The organism is Winogradskyella eximia (assembly GCF_003386165.1).
GTDB classification, from domain to species: Bacteria; Bacteroidota; Bacteroidia; order Flavobacteriales; family Flavobacteriaceae; genus Winogradskyella; species Winogradskyella eximia.
In genome coordinates this window covers 530,248-547,667 of record NZ_QRDV01000002.1, presented here as the reverse complement: position 1 = coordinate 547,667, position 17,420 = coordinate 530,248, and the positions used below count along the sequence as shown (strand labels likewise).

At 32.0% G+C, this 17,420-nt stretch carries 14 protein-coding genes; 6 read left to right on the top strand and 8 right to left on the bottom strand.

Annotated features, from left to right (window positions below):
- Positions 1 to 20 precede the first annotated feature (20 nt).
- Complete coding sequence (locus DFQ10_RS08090) at positions 21 to 2,189, bottom strand: endonuclease MutS2 (RefSeq protein WP_115816895.1); 2,169 nt, start codon at positions 2,187 to 2,189, stop codon at positions 21 to 23.
- Between the two features lie 48 nt (positions 2,190 to 2,237).
- Positions 2,238 to 3,731, bottom strand: coding sequence for a YfcC family protein (locus DFQ10_RS08085; protein WP_115816894.1), 1,494 nt, complete (start codon positions 3,729 to 3,731; stop codon positions 2,238 to 2,240).
- 57 nt (positions 3,732 to 3,788) lie between these two features.
- On the opposite strand from DFQ10_RS08085, the gene DFQ10_RS08080 reads away from it, so the two are divergent.
- The gene (locus tag DFQ10_RS08080) at positions 3,789 to 4,463 is read left to right on the top strand and encodes a uracil-DNA glycosylase (protein ID WP_115816893.1); all 675 of its coding nucleotides are present in this window, start codon (positions 3,789 to 3,791) and stop codon (positions 4,461 to 4,463) included.
- Positions 4,464 to 4,776: 313 nt separating this feature from the next.
- Here the strand turns inward: DFQ10_RS08080 and DFQ10_RS08075 are convergent, their stop codons facing one another.
- The 5 genes from DFQ10_RS08075 to DFQ10_RS08055 all read right to left on the bottom strand — a co-directional run bounded on the left by DFQ10_RS08075 (position 4,777) and on the right by DFQ10_RS08055 (position 8,845).
- Positions 4,777 to 5,631, bottom strand: coding sequence for a substrate-binding domain-containing protein (locus DFQ10_RS08075; protein ID WP_115816892.1), 855 nt, complete (start codon positions 5,629 to 5,631; stop codon positions 4,777 to 4,779).
- Positions 5,632 to 5,680: 49 nt separating this feature from the next.
- Entirely contained in the window at positions 5,681 to 6,553 is an 873-nt protein-coding gene (locus DFQ10_RS08070) for a nucleoside phosphorylase (protein ID WP_115816891.1), read from the bottom strand.
- Positions 6,543 to 7,484, bottom strand: a complete 942-nt coding sequence (locus tag DFQ10_RS08065) for a DUF1835 domain-containing protein (RefSeq protein WP_115816890.1) — start codon at positions 7,482 to 7,484, stop codon at positions 6,543 to 6,545. Before DFQ10_RS08065 ends, DFQ10_RS08070 begins: the two co-directional genes overlap by 11 nt.
- Before the next feature lie 5 nt (positions 7,485 to 7,489).
- Positions 7,490 to 7,819, bottom strand: coding sequence for a translation initiation factor (locus DFQ10_RS08060; protein WP_115816889.1), 330 nt, complete (start codon positions 7,817 to 7,819; stop codon positions 7,490 to 7,492).
- Positions 7,820 to 7,894: 75 nt separating this feature from the next.
- Entirely contained in the window at positions 7,895 to 8,845 is a 951-nt protein-coding gene (locus DFQ10_RS08055; RefSeq protein ID WP_115816888.1) for an isopenicillin N synthase family dioxygenase, read from the bottom strand.
- Positions 8,846 to 8,991: 146 nt separating this feature from the next.
- Between DFQ10_RS08055 and DFQ10_RS08050 the strand changes: the two genes are divergently transcribed.
- From DFQ10_RS08050 to DFQ10_RS08040, 3 genes are all read left to right on the top strand, one after another.
- On the top strand, positions 8,992 to 10,992 hold the full coding sequence (locus DFQ10_RS08050; protein WP_115816887.1) for an alpha-ketoacid dehydrogenase subunit alpha/beta: 2,001 nt from the start codon (positions 8,992 to 8,994) through the stop codon (positions 10,990 to 10,992).
- A gap of 228 nt (positions 10,993 to 11,220) precedes the next feature.
- On the top strand, positions 11,221 to 13,542 hold the full coding sequence (locus DFQ10_RS08045) for a T9SS type A sorting domain-containing protein (RefSeq protein WP_115816886.1): 2,322 nt from the start codon (positions 11,221 to 11,223) through the stop codon (positions 13,540 to 13,542).
- Positions 13,543 to 14,039: 497 nt separating this feature from the next.
- Positions 14,040 to 14,372 (top strand): 3D domain-containing protein, encoded by a 333-nt coding sequence (locus DFQ10_RS08040; protein WP_115816934.1) that lies wholly within the window; start codon positions 14,040 to 14,042, stop codon positions 14,370 to 14,372.
- Here the strand turns inward: DFQ10_RS08040 and DFQ10_RS08035 are convergent.
- Positions 14,365 to 14,931 carry an ExbD/TolR family protein gene (locus tag DFQ10_RS08035; RefSeq protein ID WP_115816885.1) on the bottom strand — a complete coding sequence of 189 codons (567 nt, stop codon included), beginning with the start codon at positions 14,929 to 14,931 and terminating at the stop codon, positions 14,365 to 14,367. The two genes, DFQ10_RS08040 and DFQ10_RS08035, sit on opposite strands and share 8 nt — an antisense overlap.
- Positions 14,932 to 15,069: 138 nt before the next feature.
- On the opposite strand from DFQ10_RS08035, the gene DFQ10_RS08030 reads away from it, so the two are divergent.
- Complete coding sequence (locus DFQ10_RS08030) at positions 15,070 to 16,584, top strand: DEAD/DEAH box helicase (protein ID WP_115816884.1); 1,515 nt, start codon at positions 15,070 to 15,072, stop codon at positions 16,582 to 16,584.
- A gap of 98 nt (positions 16,585 to 16,682) precedes the next feature.
- Positions 16,683 to 17,414: a hypothetical protein gene (locus DFQ10_RS08025; RefSeq protein WP_147299194.1), complete on the top strand. Its 732-nt coding sequence runs from the start codon at positions 16,683 to 16,685 to the stop codon at positions 17,412 to 17,414.
- Positions 17,415 to 17,420 lie beyond the last annotated feature (6 nt).

Below are 17,420 nucleotides of genomic sequence, written 5' to 3'. Positions count from 1 at the left end.
TTTAAAGTATTTAGAGTTGATTATTTTTTTTTAGCCTCAACCAATTCCAATTGATCTAAGCTCACGTTAGTTGTAAACATGCCATAGTTTACTATAGCTTTATTTTTTTCAATAGAATCAATACTACCAACGGCTCTACCATCTTGTAGTCGTACTCTGTCACCAATTTTTAATGTTGGTTTAGGTTTTTCTACTGGTATGGCTTTCTTTTTTGCTTCTTTTTTCTTCTTACGGATAATTTCAACTTTCTTTTCCGCCTCCTGTTTTACTTGAGTTTCTTTATGCTTTTCTGCACGTTTTTGTTTTGCAGAAACCTTTTTACGTTTAGAATTTTCTATTTGCACCAGTCTAAACAGTTCGGCCATCAACTCTCGTTTCTTCTTATCTTCAAAATACTTCTCTGAGATATCATTTACCTTCTGACCTAGATAAATTAAACGCTGATTGCTGTCGTATAATTCTTGAAAACTCTCTAGTTTTTTCTGAACCTTTGCATTAACTTCTTCAAGTTTGTCGGCTTCAGATAATTTCTTTTTTTCATTTTCCTTAAGTGATCGTTCTGTGCGCTCTAGTTTGCTACGTTCTTTTTGAAGTTTAGCAATAGTGGCATCAAAACGAACTTTACCACGTTCAATTTTCTTTTTTGACTTGTTGATTAAACTATAAGGAATACCATTTTTTTGCGCCACTTCAAAGGTGAAGGAGCTACCTGCTTGACCAACAACCAACTTGTACATGGGTTCTAGACTTTTCTCATTAAAAAGCATATTAGCATTTTCCATGTATGGTAATTCATTAGCTAATAGTTTTAAATTGGAATAATGTGTAGTAATTATCCCAAATGCTTCACGCTCATAAAAAACTTCTAAAAAGGTTTCAGCTAGTGCACCTCCAAGTTCAGGATCACTTCCTGTTCCAAATTCATCAATTAAAAATAGTGTTTTATTATTACACTTTCTTAAGAAATAATTCATCTGTTTAAGTCGGTAACTATACGTACTTAGGTGATTTTCAATAGATTGGTTGTCTCCAATGTCACTTAAGATTCTATCGAATAAACAAACGTAACTTCGCTCGTGTACAGGAATCAACATACCACTTTGAATCATTACCTGAAGCAGTCCTACCGTTTTTAAAGTGATACTTTTTCCACCAGCATTTGGTCCAGAAATAACAATAATTCTGCTGTCTTTTTCTAAGCCTATAGTCTGCGGAAATGTATGTTCACCTTTTTCTTTATTATTCAAAAACAGCAAAGGATGATATGCATCTCGCAAATGCATACTGCGTTCTTTTGAGAATTCTGGCAAAATGGCATTCATGCTTTGCGCATATTTAGCTTTAGCAGAAATGACATCTATATTGGTTAAAAATTCTTGATAGTCTTTAAGTAATGGTGAAAATTCACGAACATAATTTGTAAGTTCTTTAAGGATTTTTATCACTTCTTCCTTTTCTTCGTATTCTAGATTATTAAGTTCTCTAGTATGCTGAAGTGTTGTTTCTGGTTCAATATAAACAATGCTTCCTGTTTTGCTGCCTCCCATAATGGCACCTCTTACTTTTCTGCGATACATGGCTTTTACAGCGAGAACACGTTTATTGTCTACCACAGATTCTCTAATATCATCTAGATAATCTAAATTGTGATAGGTGTTTAATGCCGAAGAAAAACTACTATTTATTTTTCCTTTGAGTTGATTAATCGTTTTTCGTAAACTAGAAAGTAGAGGAGAGGCATTGTCTTTTATATCTCCAAAACGATCTACTACAGCATCTACTTGCTCAATAATAGTTGTAGAGACTGGTATATGTTGACTAAATTGTTGAAGCTTTGGGTAGTATTCTTTAAATTTTTCTAAGAATTTTAAAATAGCATTTACAGTCAATGAAATGCTTACTAATTTTTGTAAGCTAGAAACTTCTAGATAGGTGTTTTCTATTTTAAGTAATTTTAATTCTTTAGCAATCGTTTCAAAACCATGATTAGGTATTCGGTTATCATTTTCAAAAGAGGATAAATACTCATTAACGTAAAGAAGCTCGCGCATTAATTGTTCTTCCTCTTTAAATGGAAGAATAGCTGATACTGCTTCTTTTCCTAAAGCAGTAAGTGCATGTTCGCGAATTTGATCTAAAACCGTAGAAAATTCAAGATCTTTTAAGGTTTTTTCATGAATGTTTATCATGGAATATTGTGCATTTTTAGAATTGCAAATTTAGGACATTATGTAATACTATAAGTATGAAGACACCGCTAATACGATTAAGGTGACAATAATTAATACGATAAATAAAGGCATTATAAATTTTAACCATTTGCTAAAGTTAATTTTGGCAACAGCAAGTGAAGCTAAAATTAATCCTGTAGGATTTACAAGATAGAAAAGGCCTAATCCGTATTGATATGTATTTACAACAACTTCTCTGCCTACACCAACGGTATCTGCCAAAGGCGCCATAATAGGCATAGTTAAAACAGCCATTCCTGAAGAACTTGGAATGAAGAATGATAATCCAGAATAAATCATGGTCATTACACTTGCAAAAACTCCTTTATTCATTCCAGTGGTAATATCGCTAGCATAATACAATAACGTGTCACTTATTAAGCCGTCGGTCATTAAAACGGTTACGCCTCTTGCGATTCCGATAATAAGCGCAACACCTAGTAAATCACCAGCACCTTTTACAAAGGTGTCTATAAAATCTGTTTCACTGATTTGAATAATAAAGCCAATAATAATAGCGCTAATTAAGAACACAGTTGTCATTTCTACAAACCACCAATCTAACATTGAAACTCCAATAATCATCAGAATAAAACTACAGGTAAAAACAAATAAGGCTAATTTTAATCTCCAATTAAAATTAATATGCGTGGTATCTTTTAGCGTAAACAATTGTGCAATTTGGTCTCTTTGATCATAAATGAGCGATTTACTTGGGTCGTTTTTAACGCGCTTAGCATAGCGCATTATATATGCGATGGTAATAGTTAAACATAAAATAAGCATGAAGATACGGCCATATAAACCGGTTGTCCAGTTTATACCAGCGGCATCACTAGCAATAATAGTAGAAAACGGATTAATAGTAGAACACATACTGCCAATTGCAGAACCAAGAAATATACAAGCCACACCTACAAGAGCATCATATTTAGCAGCTAAAAACACAGGAATTAAAATAGGGAAGAAGGCAATGGTTTCTTCTGCAAAACCAAATGTTGTGCCTCCTAAAGCCACCAAAGTAGTTACTAGTATAATAAGTAATGATTCTCTTCCTTTTAGAATAATAGCTAGTTGTGCGATAGCTGCATCAAAAGCTCCTGATTTGTTTAAAACACCTATTAAACCACCAATAATTAATACAAGGAAAATGATATCAGCAGCCTCAATAATACCTTTAATTGGAGATTTTACAAAATCAAAAAAACTTTGAGGTTTAGCGTCTAGTTTATTATATGTCCCAGGAATATTAATGGGTTTGTAGATATCTCCATTAGTAAATTTTTCTATAGGAATTTTAATATTTAAATCATCTAGAGAGGCTTGAGTTGCAGCTAAGCTTATTTCTTCATCTAGACTTAAACGTGTAAATTTGTCTGTTGCCTCATTATAACTTAAAGTATCATATTTTCCTGCAGGCACAAACCACGTTAAAAGTGTGACTAAACCTGCAATTATGAATAATATGGTTTGTGCAGAAGGGAATTTTAAATTTTTCATTCTGAGTTATTTATTGGTAAATTTTAGCCTTAAATAGGATATAATCTGTTTTAATATATGAATGTAAATATAGACCAAAGCTGGAAAACTTATCTTAATCCAGAATTTGAAAAGCCTTATTTTAAAGATTTAATGACTTTTGTTGAAAGTGAGTATAAGAATTTTCAATGTTTTCCTAAGAAATCAGAAATTTTTAATGCTTTTAATCATTGCACTTTTAATGATGTTAAGGTTGTAATTATAGGACAAGACCCTTATCATGATATTGGTCAGGCAAACGGTTTGTGTTTTTCGGTTAATGATGGTATTAAACATCCACCTTCGTTAATCAATATTTTTAAAGAAATAGAGCAAGATTTAGGCATTCCGTATCCAAAAAGCGGTAATTTAATGACATGGGCAAACCAAGGTATTCTATTATTAAATGCAACTTTAACGGTTAGAGCGCACAAGGCAGGTAGTCATCAAAAGCAAGGTTGGGAGCAATTTACTGATGCAACAATTAAAACTTTAAGTAAAGAGAAAAGTAATATTGTTTTTCTACTTTGGGGAGGATTTGCAAAAAAGAAAAAGAAATTAATTGATACTACTAAGCATATTGTTTTAGAAAGTGGGCACCCTTCACCTTTAAGTGCTAATAGAGGGTATTGGTTTGGTAATAAGTGTTTTAGTGAAACTAACTCCCAGTTGGAGCAAGTTGGCGAGACTTCAATTGATTGGAGACTAGTTTAGGTGATTTATCTTTAGTTAACACTTCCGTTTTAACTTCAGGAGGTAATCTATTATCAAGTTTTTTAGAGGTTTTGTTGCAACTAAAAATCAATAACAAAAAATTCAATGCAACTAAAAAGGATAAAATAAGAGTAATGGTTAAAATCATATTAGTCTCTTGTTAATTGTAGTATTATTGTTAACCAAATGTAATTAAATTTTTGAAATTCTGAAAGTTATCAAGATAATCAGTTTCATTCTAAATAATTAGCGCATAAAACAATCGTGTTTTTTTCGATTTATAATACTATCTACTGTGGATTCAGGAATGCGACTATAATTTATGAATTAATTTTGAGTATTCTACTTTTTTCGGAATAATATTTAAATTATAAAGTTGATCTTGCACGTTGTTAATCGTTTTTTCGTTCATAACGCTTTGTGACCATTCTGTTAGCGACAACCATTCTTGCACATCTGTTAATTCTTGTTCATAACGGTTGGCAATCGTTTTATCTATACTAGGTATGGATTTAAATTCGGCAGTGGTTTGATTCACAATCTCAAGAATTGTTTTCAACGCTTCTTCATCATTTTCAATGAAGTCTTCTCGCACGGCAATTACAAAACAAGGCCAAGGAGAAGGACAATTATCAATACGTCTAAAGATGCCATCATCTACAATGGGTTTGGTGGTAAATTTTTCCCACATAAAATAGTCAGCTTTTCCTTCTGTTAAGCCTCTAATTGCTCCATCTAAGTTCTTTATAACTTCAAAATTGAGATCATTTTCTAGGTCCCAATTGTGGTTTTTAGCATTTATATAAGCCATAAGGTGAGAGCCAGATCCATATCTACTAATTGCAGCTCTAGTCCCTTTAATGTCTTCAACGTTATTAAATTCAGAATCTGCAGCCACATGTATTCCCCAAATTAAAGGAGTTTCAACAAAGGTTTGTACAATTTTTGAAGGATTACCATCAATTATGTCTTTAATAATACCTTCGGTTAATATTACAGCCATATCAATTTCTCCAGAACGTAAGGCTTTGTTCATTGCACCTGTTCCTCCATGGTAATCGTGCCACCTTAGATTGATGTCTTCGGCTTTATATTCTCCATTTTTTAGTGTTAAGTACCATGCTAAATTAAAGTGTTCAGGTACTCCTCCGATGTTTACTTTTTTCATATTATGCCGAAATGATTTCAGAATCTACTTTTTGTAAAAGCAAGATGTTTTAAATATTTACAATACGCTCTAATGCATATTTTATTAATTTATCTACTGTTTTTTTAGGGTCTTTACTAAAATCACCATTTGCTCTATTAGCAATAATAGCGTTTAATGATAAAGCCTCGTGTCCTAATAATTTTGAAAGCCCATAAATTACAGAGGTTTCCATTTCAAAGTTTGTAATTCTAAAATCCTTATAATTAAAGTTGTCTAGCTTTGTATTTAAATCAGGGTCTTGCAGAGGCAAACGTAATACTCTGCCTTGTGGACCATAAAATCCACCAGCAGTACCTGTCATACCTTTAAATATTTGGTCGCCTTCAAAATACTTTTCGAGAAATTTACTATTTTCTATAATAATTGGTCTAGCTTTATTTTTATCCCAATTGGTGTGTTTAATAAATTCATCTTCAATTTCTGGATTACAAATACCATCAATTTGATAAAAGTGTAACATACCATTAATGTCTAAACCATGCGTGCTAATTAAAAAGGCATCAACAGGAATATCATTTTGTAAAGAACCAGAAGTTCCAATTCTTATAATATTTAAGCTAGATAATTCTGTTTTAGGTTTTCGGGTTTTTAAATCGATATTAACTAATGCATCTAGTTCGTTTAAAACAATATCGATGTTATCTGGACCAATTCCTGTAGAAATAACGGTTAATCTTTTATCTTGATAATAGCCAGTTTGCGTTTTAAATTCACGTTTTTGAGTACTAAATTCAATACTGTCAAAATGCTTCGTGATTTTCTCAACTCTATCTTGGTCACCAACAAAAATAATGGTGTCTGATATATTTTCGGGCTTTAAATTTAAATGATAAACACTACCATCTGGATTTAATATAAGTTCTGAATCTTTAATTGCCATGTGTAACGGTTTTAATAAGTTTGTTCTGTTTTTCGTTGAATTGATAATCCAAACGATTTACGCCTCCGTAAGTCATATTGTTATTGACTTCTTTTGCGAAATTATACTGCTTTAATAAGGCTTCGTGTCCTTTTCTGTTAAGCTCTAGACCATTTTCTGTTTTGTTGAAAAAGAAATCTAATTCTTTTATCTTACGCTTAAGTTGCATGTCTCCATAGCCATAATAACCTTGATAATTTAAACAATAACCTAGCAGGTGACCTTCAGATTTAACATCATTTTGTTTTACAAGATTTAATATGTGAGCTTCTAATGTTCCCAAGCCACTTAAGTTGTGAGGAAAACGCTTTAAATGTGCTTTTAAACAACTGCTTAAGTATTTAAAACTAGAATTTTTAACTATATAAGGTTTCAGAATATTGTGATCTTTGCCACAATAAGTTCTCCATATGGCTATAGCCATATCAATATCTTCTTTAGTTAAAAGTACTTTATTATTGTAATGTGTTTTAATTTGATCAGGACTCAATTCACCTAATGCTTTTAGGTTTTTTTCGCCTTTTATACGTCCACTGCATATAAGGTATAATGGTTTATTAACTTCCTTTTGATGTAGTAAATTTATTACGCCTAACAAATTAATATGACAAAATAAGTCATACTCAAACCACAAATTAATTTCGGAGTAATTGTCTGTATTATCTAGAATAGATAACTCTTTTTGAAGCTCTATATGATCAACATCAATATCATAAGTGGTATTAAGGAAATCAGCTCTAAGCTTAAAAAATTCGTCAGAGTCTATTTTAGGAATTGTTGGTCCTTCACATAGCATTTCTTGCCAAGTAAGTATATCTTCAGAAAAATCTAATTCTCTTAAATAATCTGTAAGAGCATTACCATTGGTAATATGTAAACAATTTTTAGTCATAGTAATTAACCGCCAACGCGTTTTACATTAAATCCTTTGTCCTTTAGCATAGACATTATTTTGTCGCGATAATCACCTTGAATAATAATTTTATCATCCTTAAAACTTCCACCAACACTCAGTTTGGTTTTTAATTCTTTGGCTAATTTCTTAAAATCTTCGGTGGCACCAGTGTAACCCTCTAGTATAGTTATAGGTTTTCCTTTTCGTTTTTCGTATTTGCAAATTATAGGATCATCTTGTAACCAAAGATTCTGCTTAGAATCTTCAGAGTTCTCTTCTGGATCTGGTGTATGGTCTGGGAACAGATTTTTTAATTGATCTTGTAAATCCATATGTTCATTTTACAGTCTCAGTTATCAGTCGCAATCAAACATTTACGTTAAGTAACTGCGATTGTGTACTGAATACTATTTCTTTATCAGTCCAAGTTCAATTAAACGTTCGTTTAAAAATTCACCAGCAGTAATATCTTCAAATTGCTTTGGGTTATCTTCATCAATACAGCTTTCTAAAACATCTAATTTCATTTCGCTTACAGGATGCATAAAAAATGGCATAGAGTAGCGTGATGTTCCCCAAAGTTCTCTAGGTGGATTAATAACACGATGAATTGTAGATTTTAATTTATTGTTAGAATGTCTAGAGAGCATATCTCCAACATTTATCATTAATTCGTCTGGTTCTGCAATGGCATCAATCCATTCACCATCATTACGTTGTACTTGTAATCCTCTACCTTGAGCACCCATTAGCAATGTAATTAAATTAATATCTCCATGTGCTGCTGCTCTTACTGCGTTTTTAGGTTCTTGGGTAATTGGAGGATAGTGAATTGGTCTTAAAATAGAGTTCCCGTTATGGATGTAATTATCAAAGTAAGTTTCTTCTAAATCGAGATATAAAGCCAAAGCGCGCAATACATATTTAGCTGTTTTTTCGAGCATTTGGTAGGTTTGTTTACCTATTTTATTAAAGTTCTCTAGCTCTTTTACTTCAACATTTTCAGGATATTCTTTTCGTCGTTCTTCATCATCCTCAACGTATTGTCCAAAATGCCAAAATTCTTTTAAATCCCCTTCTTTTTTTCCTTTAGCACTTTCTTTTCCAAAAGACACATAACCACGTTGACCGCCAATACCAGGCACCTCGTAACTTTCCTTTACTTCTAAAGGTAGATTAAAAAAGTTTTTGACTTCACCATATAAATTATCGACTAGAGTATCATCTAAAAAATGTCCTTTTAATGCCACAAAACCTATGTCTTCATAAGCTTTTCCTATTTCGTCTATAAATTTTTGTTTACGTTTTGGATCTTCAGAAATGAAATCCTTTAAATCTACGCTAGGTATTCTATCCATTGGATTGTTGTTTAAATTTTTGTGAATATACAAAGTTAACAATAATAGTGTTAAAAATTAGGTCGAATTTATTGACAATTTGAAGTCTAATATGGTTTATTGTAGCAATTTTAATTACTTTTGATTCATTACAGAAACCACAATTTATGCCAACAATTACGAAAAGTAACATAGCCTACGATAAAAGAAATTTAAGTGATAAAGAGTTATTAAAGCTTTATTACAACATGCTAAAACCAAGATTGATAGAGGAAAAAATGCTTATTCTACTACGTCAAGGTAAAGTGTCTAAATGGTTTTCTGGAATAGGACAAGAAGCCATTTCTGTAGGTGTTACTATGGCTTTAAAACCTAGTGAATACATACTACCAATGCATAGAAATCTAGGTGTGTTTACTACACGAGAGATTCCGTTACATCGTTTGTTTTGTCAATGGCAAGGTAAAATGAGTGGTTTTACTAAAGGTAGAGATCGCTCATTTCATTTTGGAACGCAAGAGTATAATATTGTTGGTATGATATCGCATTTGGGACCACAATTAGGAGTCGCAGATGGTATAGCGCTTGCAAATCTTTTAAAGAAAAATGGCAATGTTACTGCTGTATTTTCTGGTGAAGGAGGAACGAGTGAAGGAGATTTTCATGAGGCTTTAAACGTCGCTTCTGTGTGGCAATTGCCGGTAATTTTCTGTATTGAAAATAATGGTTACGGACTTTCTACGCCAACAAGTGAGCAATATCACTGTAAACATTTAGCAGATAGAGGCAAGGGTTACGGTATTGAATCATTTATTTTAGATGGAAATAATATTATTGAAACCTATACCAAAGTTCAGAAATTGGCAGATAGTATTAGAAAAAGACCACGTCCTATTTTAATAGAGTTTAAAACTTTTAGAAGAAGAGGACACGAAGAAGCAAGTGGAACTAAATACGTGCCTCAAGAATTAATGGATGAATGGGAAGCTAAAGATCCTATAGAAAATTTTAAAAGCTTTTTATTTAGTAAAAAAATTCTGAATACATCAATTGATGAGGCTTATGTGGCAGAAATTAAGTCCGAAATTGATACTGCTTTAGAGTCTGCTTATGCTGAGTCAGAGATAATCCCAAATAAAACTACAGAGTTAAATGATGTGTATAAGGCGTATGATTATGAGTCGTTTACGCATAGTAAAGAGACGAAAGAGTTACGATTCATTGATGCTATTTCTGAAGGGCTAAAACAGTCTATGCAAAAGCATAAAGATTTAGTAATTATGGGACAGGATATTGCCGAATATGGTGGTGTTTTCAAAATCACAGATGGTTTTTTAGAGGCTTTTGGTAAAGATCGTGTTAGAAATACACCAATTTGTGAGTCGGCAATTGTAGAAGCTGCCATGGGTTTATCTATTTCTGGTATAAAATCAGTTGTTGAAATGCAGTTTGCAGATTTTGTAACATCTGGTTTTAATCCTGTAGTCAATTATTTAGCGAAATCGCATTACAGATGGGAGCAACAAGCTGATGTTGTAGTTAGAATGCCTTGTGGAGGAGGTGTTGCTGCAGGTCCTTTTCACTCTCAAACTAATGAAGCTTGGTTTACAAAAACACCAGGATTAAAAGTCGTTTATCCAGCATTTCCATATGATGCTAAAGGTTTGTTAGCCACTGCAATTAACGATCCAAATCCAGTCCTCTTTTTTGAGCATAAAGCTCTGTATAGAAGTATAAGACAAGATGTACCAACCGATTATTTTACTATTCCATTTGGTGAAGCTGCCTTTTTAAAAGAAGGTAATGCTGTAACGATTATTACTTATGGTGCAGGAGTGCATTGGGCTTTAGAAACCTTAGATAATAATACTGATATCTCGGCAGATTTAATAGATTTAAGAACTTTACAACCTTTAGATAAAGAAGCCATTATAAAATCCGTTAAAAAAACAGGACGAGCCATTATTCTTCAAGAAGATTCTTTATTTGGTGGTATTGCTAGCGATCTTTCAGCAATGCTTATGGAGGAATGCTTTGAGTATTTAGACGCACCTGTAAAACGTGTAGCAAGTATGGAAACGCCTATACCATTTATTGGTCAACTAGAAGATCAGTATATGGCAAAAGGGCAATTTGAAGATGCTTTGAAACAAGTCTTAGCGTATTAAAGTATTGGTAGATTGAATTGCCTAATTTGTAGATACATAATCCCGTTAAGTCTAATTAACTTTTATTATTTCTTTTTGATTTGTTTATTTGGCTAAGGCTTAGATACTAAAGTCCTAAAATTGTTTAAATTTTTAATTTACATTTTAATTGTTTGCGTTTCGCATTAATTAATGATGTATAAAATACTATTTAAATTAGTAATTTTAGCAACCCTTAAAAAATAACACATGAAATTGAAATTACTTTTTGCGCTTTTATTTGCGTTTTCATTATCCTTTGCACAGCAAATTCCCGAAGACATTAAACCTCCAAGTTGGAATCAAGATGATTTGGCTGATTTAGTGCCATTTAAATTACCATCTTTTGATTTACAAAAATTACAAGATGAGGATAAAATTAACGATCAAGATAAATCCATTCCTTGGAGATTTGGACACGATATCTATGTGGATCATAACTTTAATGAAGTAGGAGAGTGGACTACCTTAGAAAACGGTGATCGTATTTGGAGAATGGGCTATGCTTCTAAAGGTGCTTATTCCATAAACTTTTTGTTCGATGTGTTTAAAATTCCTGTTGGAGCCAAACTTTATGTCTATAATGCAGATAAAACAGATTTATTAAGACCTTTTACACATTATAACAATAATCCTGAAGAAGTTTTAGGAACATGGTTAGTAGAGGGTAATACCGCTTATTTAGAATATTATCAACCAGCAAATGTTATTGGTGAGGCTAAAATTACAGTGGGTTCAGTTGTTCATGGTTATCGTACCACAAAATCTTATGAAAAAGCTTTAGGCGATTCAGGAAATTGTAACCAAGATGTAGATTGTGATATTACACCAGCAACGGATCCTTTTGGTTTAGATACAGTAAAAGAAAATGTAAAAAAAGCTGCAGCCATGATAGTCGTTGGTGGTACAGGAAATTGTTCTGGTACTCTAGTCAATAATACTAACAACGATGGAAAAGCTTACTTTATGACAGCAAATCACTGTGGTGGCGGTGAAGGTAGTTGGGCGTTTAGATTTAATTGGAGAAGTCCAAATCCATCGTGTTCTACAACAGCATCTAGTCCCAATGGTTCTTATAATCAAACCGTGAGTGGATCCGTTTTGAGAGCTAGCAGTGCGGAATCTGATATGGAGTTGGTAGAAATTACAGATACTAGTTTCTTTACTAATAATTCTGATTTAGTTTGGGCTGGTTGGAACAAATCTACCACGCAAGTACCTGTTGTAAATTTTGGAATTCACCACCCAAGTGGAGATATTCAAAAAGTATGTAGGGAAGATGATGGTGCTTACAGAGCTGATGTTAACTTTAATGGTAACGCTAATACAAAAATGTGGTACATCGATGAATGGGAACTTGGAGTTACTGAGCCAGGATCTTCAGGTTCTGGATTGTTTAATGAAACGGGTTATTTAATAGGAATGTTGTCTGGAGGACAAGCAGCTTGTAATGGAACATCAAACAATGGATTACAAGATTATTACGGTCGTTTTGATGTGGCGTGGGATTTTGGTAGTTCTACATCATCTCGATTAAAAGAATGGTTAGATCCTTCTGATTCTGGAATTGATATTTTAGATCAATACCCTCCGTTACAAACTTATGATAATGATGCAAGAGCAAGTGCTGGTTCGGGTAATAGTTCAGAAATTTGTGGTGAAGATTTTATGCCTCAAGTAACACTTATTAACTCGGGAGATTTACCATTAACTTCTGCTACGGTTTCGTACGCTATAGATGATGAGTCTAGTACTTCTGAAAGCTGGACAGGTAATATTGTAAATGGAGAAAGTGTGGTTGTGGCTACACCTATATATTCTAATTTAAGTTCAGGAAGTCATTCTTTTACTATTAGCGTCGCTAATCCTAATGGTGTTACCGATGAGAATGTAGCAAATGACACATTTATTTTTAATTTTGAAGTGTCACCTTCTTATACAACTTCTACAATTACACTTAATCTTTTAACAGATAATTATCCATTAGAAACAGGATGGGAATTAATAAATAGCTCTGGTGTATTAGTTGATAGTGCGGCAGCAGGAACATATACTGAAGATGCCACTGATTATGAGGCTGTAATTACATTACCAAATACTAATGACTGTTATACTTTTACTATAACTGATACTTATGGAGATGGCATATGTTGCGGTAATTTTACAGGAAATGGCTCTTATAATTTAGAAGATGAAAATGGTAATATAATTAAAACTGGAGCTGAATTTGATTCTGAAGATACTGTTTTGTTTAGTGTGGCACAACCTTTAAGTGTTGCAGATTTTGGGTTGGAAAGTTTAATTAGTATATACCCAAATCCTACCAAGGATAATTTAACTATTGTATTAAATAATGTCAACGAAAATGTGAATTATGAGATTTTTAATACGCTAGGTCAACAAATGGCAAAAGGTAATTTAGTTGCTAATAGTACACATACTTTACAAATGTCGTCATACCAAACAGGTATCTATTTTGTGAAATTGTCTACAAACACGCATACAATGACGAAGAAGCTTATTAAAGAATAAGTTATAAGATTTTTAAACTAAAAAAGTCAGTTTCTTTATAGGAAACTGACTTTTTTTTTAGACTAACTATTCAAGGGAATTAACTTCAATATTAAGCTCTAATGGTTTCTAAGTCATCATCTAAGCTGTTAGATGTGTTGACAATTTTAGATAAAACTCTCATAATTTTTTGATTGATTTGATTGATGATTTTTTTTATTAACGTTATGATCTATAACGTCTTTTGCTGTTCCAACTATAACTTTTAGTTTCTGTTGATGTACTCGTTAATTGATTGTTGTTTAAAGTTCTCATAATTTTGTTTTTTAAATGGTTATACTAATAAGACGATGAAACTTTACTTTTGTTACAGTACTATGTATAACACATTACTTATTTAACATATTTTAACAATAATTCATATCTTTATGTGTATGATAACTAAACGATATTTAATTTTATTAGCTGTGTTAAGTCTCTATAATTGTAATAATAGAGTAAGACTAGATTGTCAACCTATGACATTAAAAGTAACTGCGACGGCTTATAATTCGTTAGTGTATCAAACCAATTCTAACCCAAATATTACAGCTTTTGGTGATAGTTTAAAACCAGGATTAAGATATGTTGCGGTTTCTCGCGATTTATTAGATTCTGGATTAGTACATAACACTAAAATAAAAATACATGGTTTCGACAGTTTATTCACTGTGAAAGACAAAATGCATAGTCGTTGGAGAAAGCGTATAGATATTTATATGGGTAACGATGTGAAAAAAGCAAAAAAATGGGGCAAAAAGAAAATTAAGATTGAATACTGTATACAACCAAAAGATTCATTATCTAATTAGGTCGTTCTACCATTATTTCTGATACAATAAATGGAAACGCTTTTTGTACCTCATTTAATTCTTCTTTTGTTAAGGCCTCAGGTGTTTTACTAAAGACTTGTTTAGCATACCGCATTCTTAAATTATAATATGCTTGAGTAATTTCATCTTGTACAGAAATGAACAAATCATATTTTGTTAAAGCATCATGACTTAAAGAAATTACAGCTTTTTTAGGATGATCCGAAGAGTCTGAAGATTGTGCACCTTCACAATATGCACAAATATTATTGCCGTTATTGTCTATAAATGCTTCAACTAAAGTTTTTACGTCTGAGAGTTTAACAATGTCATCCTCAATCATAATTTGTTGTTTTGCATTCATGGAAATGCGTAATAAATTTCGTTCGGTAATATCTGCAATACAATCTTCTGTATCACAAATCGAAGGTAATTGTCTTAAAATTCCTTTGTCTGCAGAGATTGTAGTCGTTACTAAAAAGAAAATGAGTAACAAAAAAGCAATGTCTGCCATAGATCCTGCATTGACCGATGCAGCGTGTCTTCTAAATGATTTCATAATAATATATATTTAAATGTTAACGTTTTAACATTCACAATAACAATACCAATGTTGTTAAATCTTGTTAACAATTCATTCCATAAACCTTTACAATGTGCTATTTTTGCGAAATTAAACTAGTGCTAAATTTCACCTATGTCATCAGAATCTGAAACTATACAACAAAATGCTACCGAGAAAAGTCTCTATGATTACCAAATCAAAGACCTTAATCGCATTTTTGATGTCATGCGAGACGAGGCTGATGATTTTAATCTCTTATATCAATTACCAACAGGTGGAGGTAAAACGGTTATTTTTTCTGAAATAGTAAGACGCTATGCTGAGCAGCACAATAAAAAAGTTGTAATTCTTACGCACAGAATTGAGCTTTGTAAACAAACGTCTAATGTGCTATCTGGCTTTAATGTTAAGAATAAAGTGATTAATAGTAAAGTGAAAACACTTCCAGATCAAGATGATTTTCAGTGTTTTGTTGCTATGGTCGAAACTTTAAATAATCGATTGTCTGATAATGATTTTGAGCTTAAAAATATCGGTTTAGTAATTATTGATGAAGCGCATTATAATTCTTTTAGAAAGTTATTTAAGTTTTTTGAAAACTGTTTTATCCTTGGCGTAACAGCAACACCATTGAGTAGTAATATAAAACTACCAATGAAAGACAATTATAACAAGCTTATTGTTGGTGATGATATTTCTACCCTAATTAAAAATGGATTTCTTGCTAAAGCAGAAGTTTCTAATTATGATGTGGGCTTAACCTCTCTAAAAATTGGTATTAATGGAGATTATACTGTAAAATCTTCTGAAGCTTTATACACCAATTCTCTAATGCAATCTAAGTTGTTAATTGCTTATGAGGAAATGTCTAAAGGTAAAAAAACACTAATTTTTAATAACGGAATTTACACCTCTAAAGAAGTCTATTATACCTTTAAAAAAGCAGGTTATAATGTTCAACACTTAGATAATACAGCAAGTAAACAAGATCGAAAAGATATTTTAAAATGGTTTAAGCATACACCAGATGCTGTGCTGTCTTCTGTAAGTATTTTAACTACAGGATTTGATGAACCTTCTGTGGAGTCTATCATTTTAAATAGAGCTACACGTTCTCTAACCTTGTATTTTCAAATGATTGGTCGTGGTAGTCGAATTTATAAAGACCGAAAGTCATTTCAGGTTATAGATTTAGGTAATAATGAAGCACGATTTGGACCTTGGGATCAGCCTGTAGATTGGCAACATATTTTTAAGCATCCAGACTATTATTTAGAGAATATTGTTGATGATGAGTTGTTAGAACGCGATTTTACATATACAATGCCAGATTCATTGAAAGGGAAATTTAAAAAATCTTTCAAGTTAAATTTCGATGTGAAAGCAGAATATAAAGAAGTGATTAATGCTGGTAAAAAATCATTCACGGTTATTGAGCGTTCCATTGAACAACACTCTCAGATTTGTGTAGAGAATAGTGAAGATGTTTATGAAGCTAGAGAGTTAATAAAAGATCTTCAAGATGAAATAGCTTATAGAGTGAAACAATATTGCTATTGCATTATGAATAGTACTCAAAATTATAAAGATTGGCTTTTTGAAGAATATAACCGAAGGTTAAGAATTAGCTTCAATGGTAAGTTTTAACTTTTTTTTGTAATGATTTCTATTTTTATACGTTTATTTTGAATTAGGAATAGTTTTTGTAACTTGAATATTATCTAATATATAACTAATTAATTAAAGTGAAAACCATCAAATACATAGCTTTTATATTTTGCATTATTAGCAGCACTATGGTTTTTGCCCAAGTTAAGGACAAGGAGAATAAATCTATCCGTATTCCTGCGGTAGAATCTAAAAAGGAAAAGGATTCTATATTAATTAAAGCAAAAGTTGCACCTATTTTTAAAAAGGAAGAAGAAAAAGCAGGTGGTAAATCTAAACAAGAAGAAAAATTTGTAATTAGAGAAACTGAAAAACCTTTTTCTATGACGGAAAATGACGGTTTAAAAAGTCCAGGTGAAATTTTTGAAAAACGTTGGAAGAAAGAAGCTGTAAAAGGTGGTTATGTAAGAACCATGTCCGATCAGTTTTTAGGAGAACATAATGTAGATACAAAATTTGTAAATATTGTATGTAGAGACCACCAATATCCAGATGGCGACCGTGTTCAAATTTTACTTAATGGAGTTATAGTAAGAAATAGTTTAACACTTACTAGTAGTTATAGAAGAGTAGAGGTAAACCTAGTAGATGGTAAAAACACAGTTGATATTATTGCTCTAAATCAAGGGGAATCTGGTCCAAATACTGCAGAATTCGTAGTTTACGATGATAAAGGTAATGTCATTTCTTCTAAAGAATGGAATCTTCTAACTGGCGTAAAAGCCATTATTGTTTTTAATAATGAAAAGACAGTAATAAAAGAAAAAACTTCTGAAGAAGCCAAAGCAGAAACCGCTTCCAACAATTAATTTATA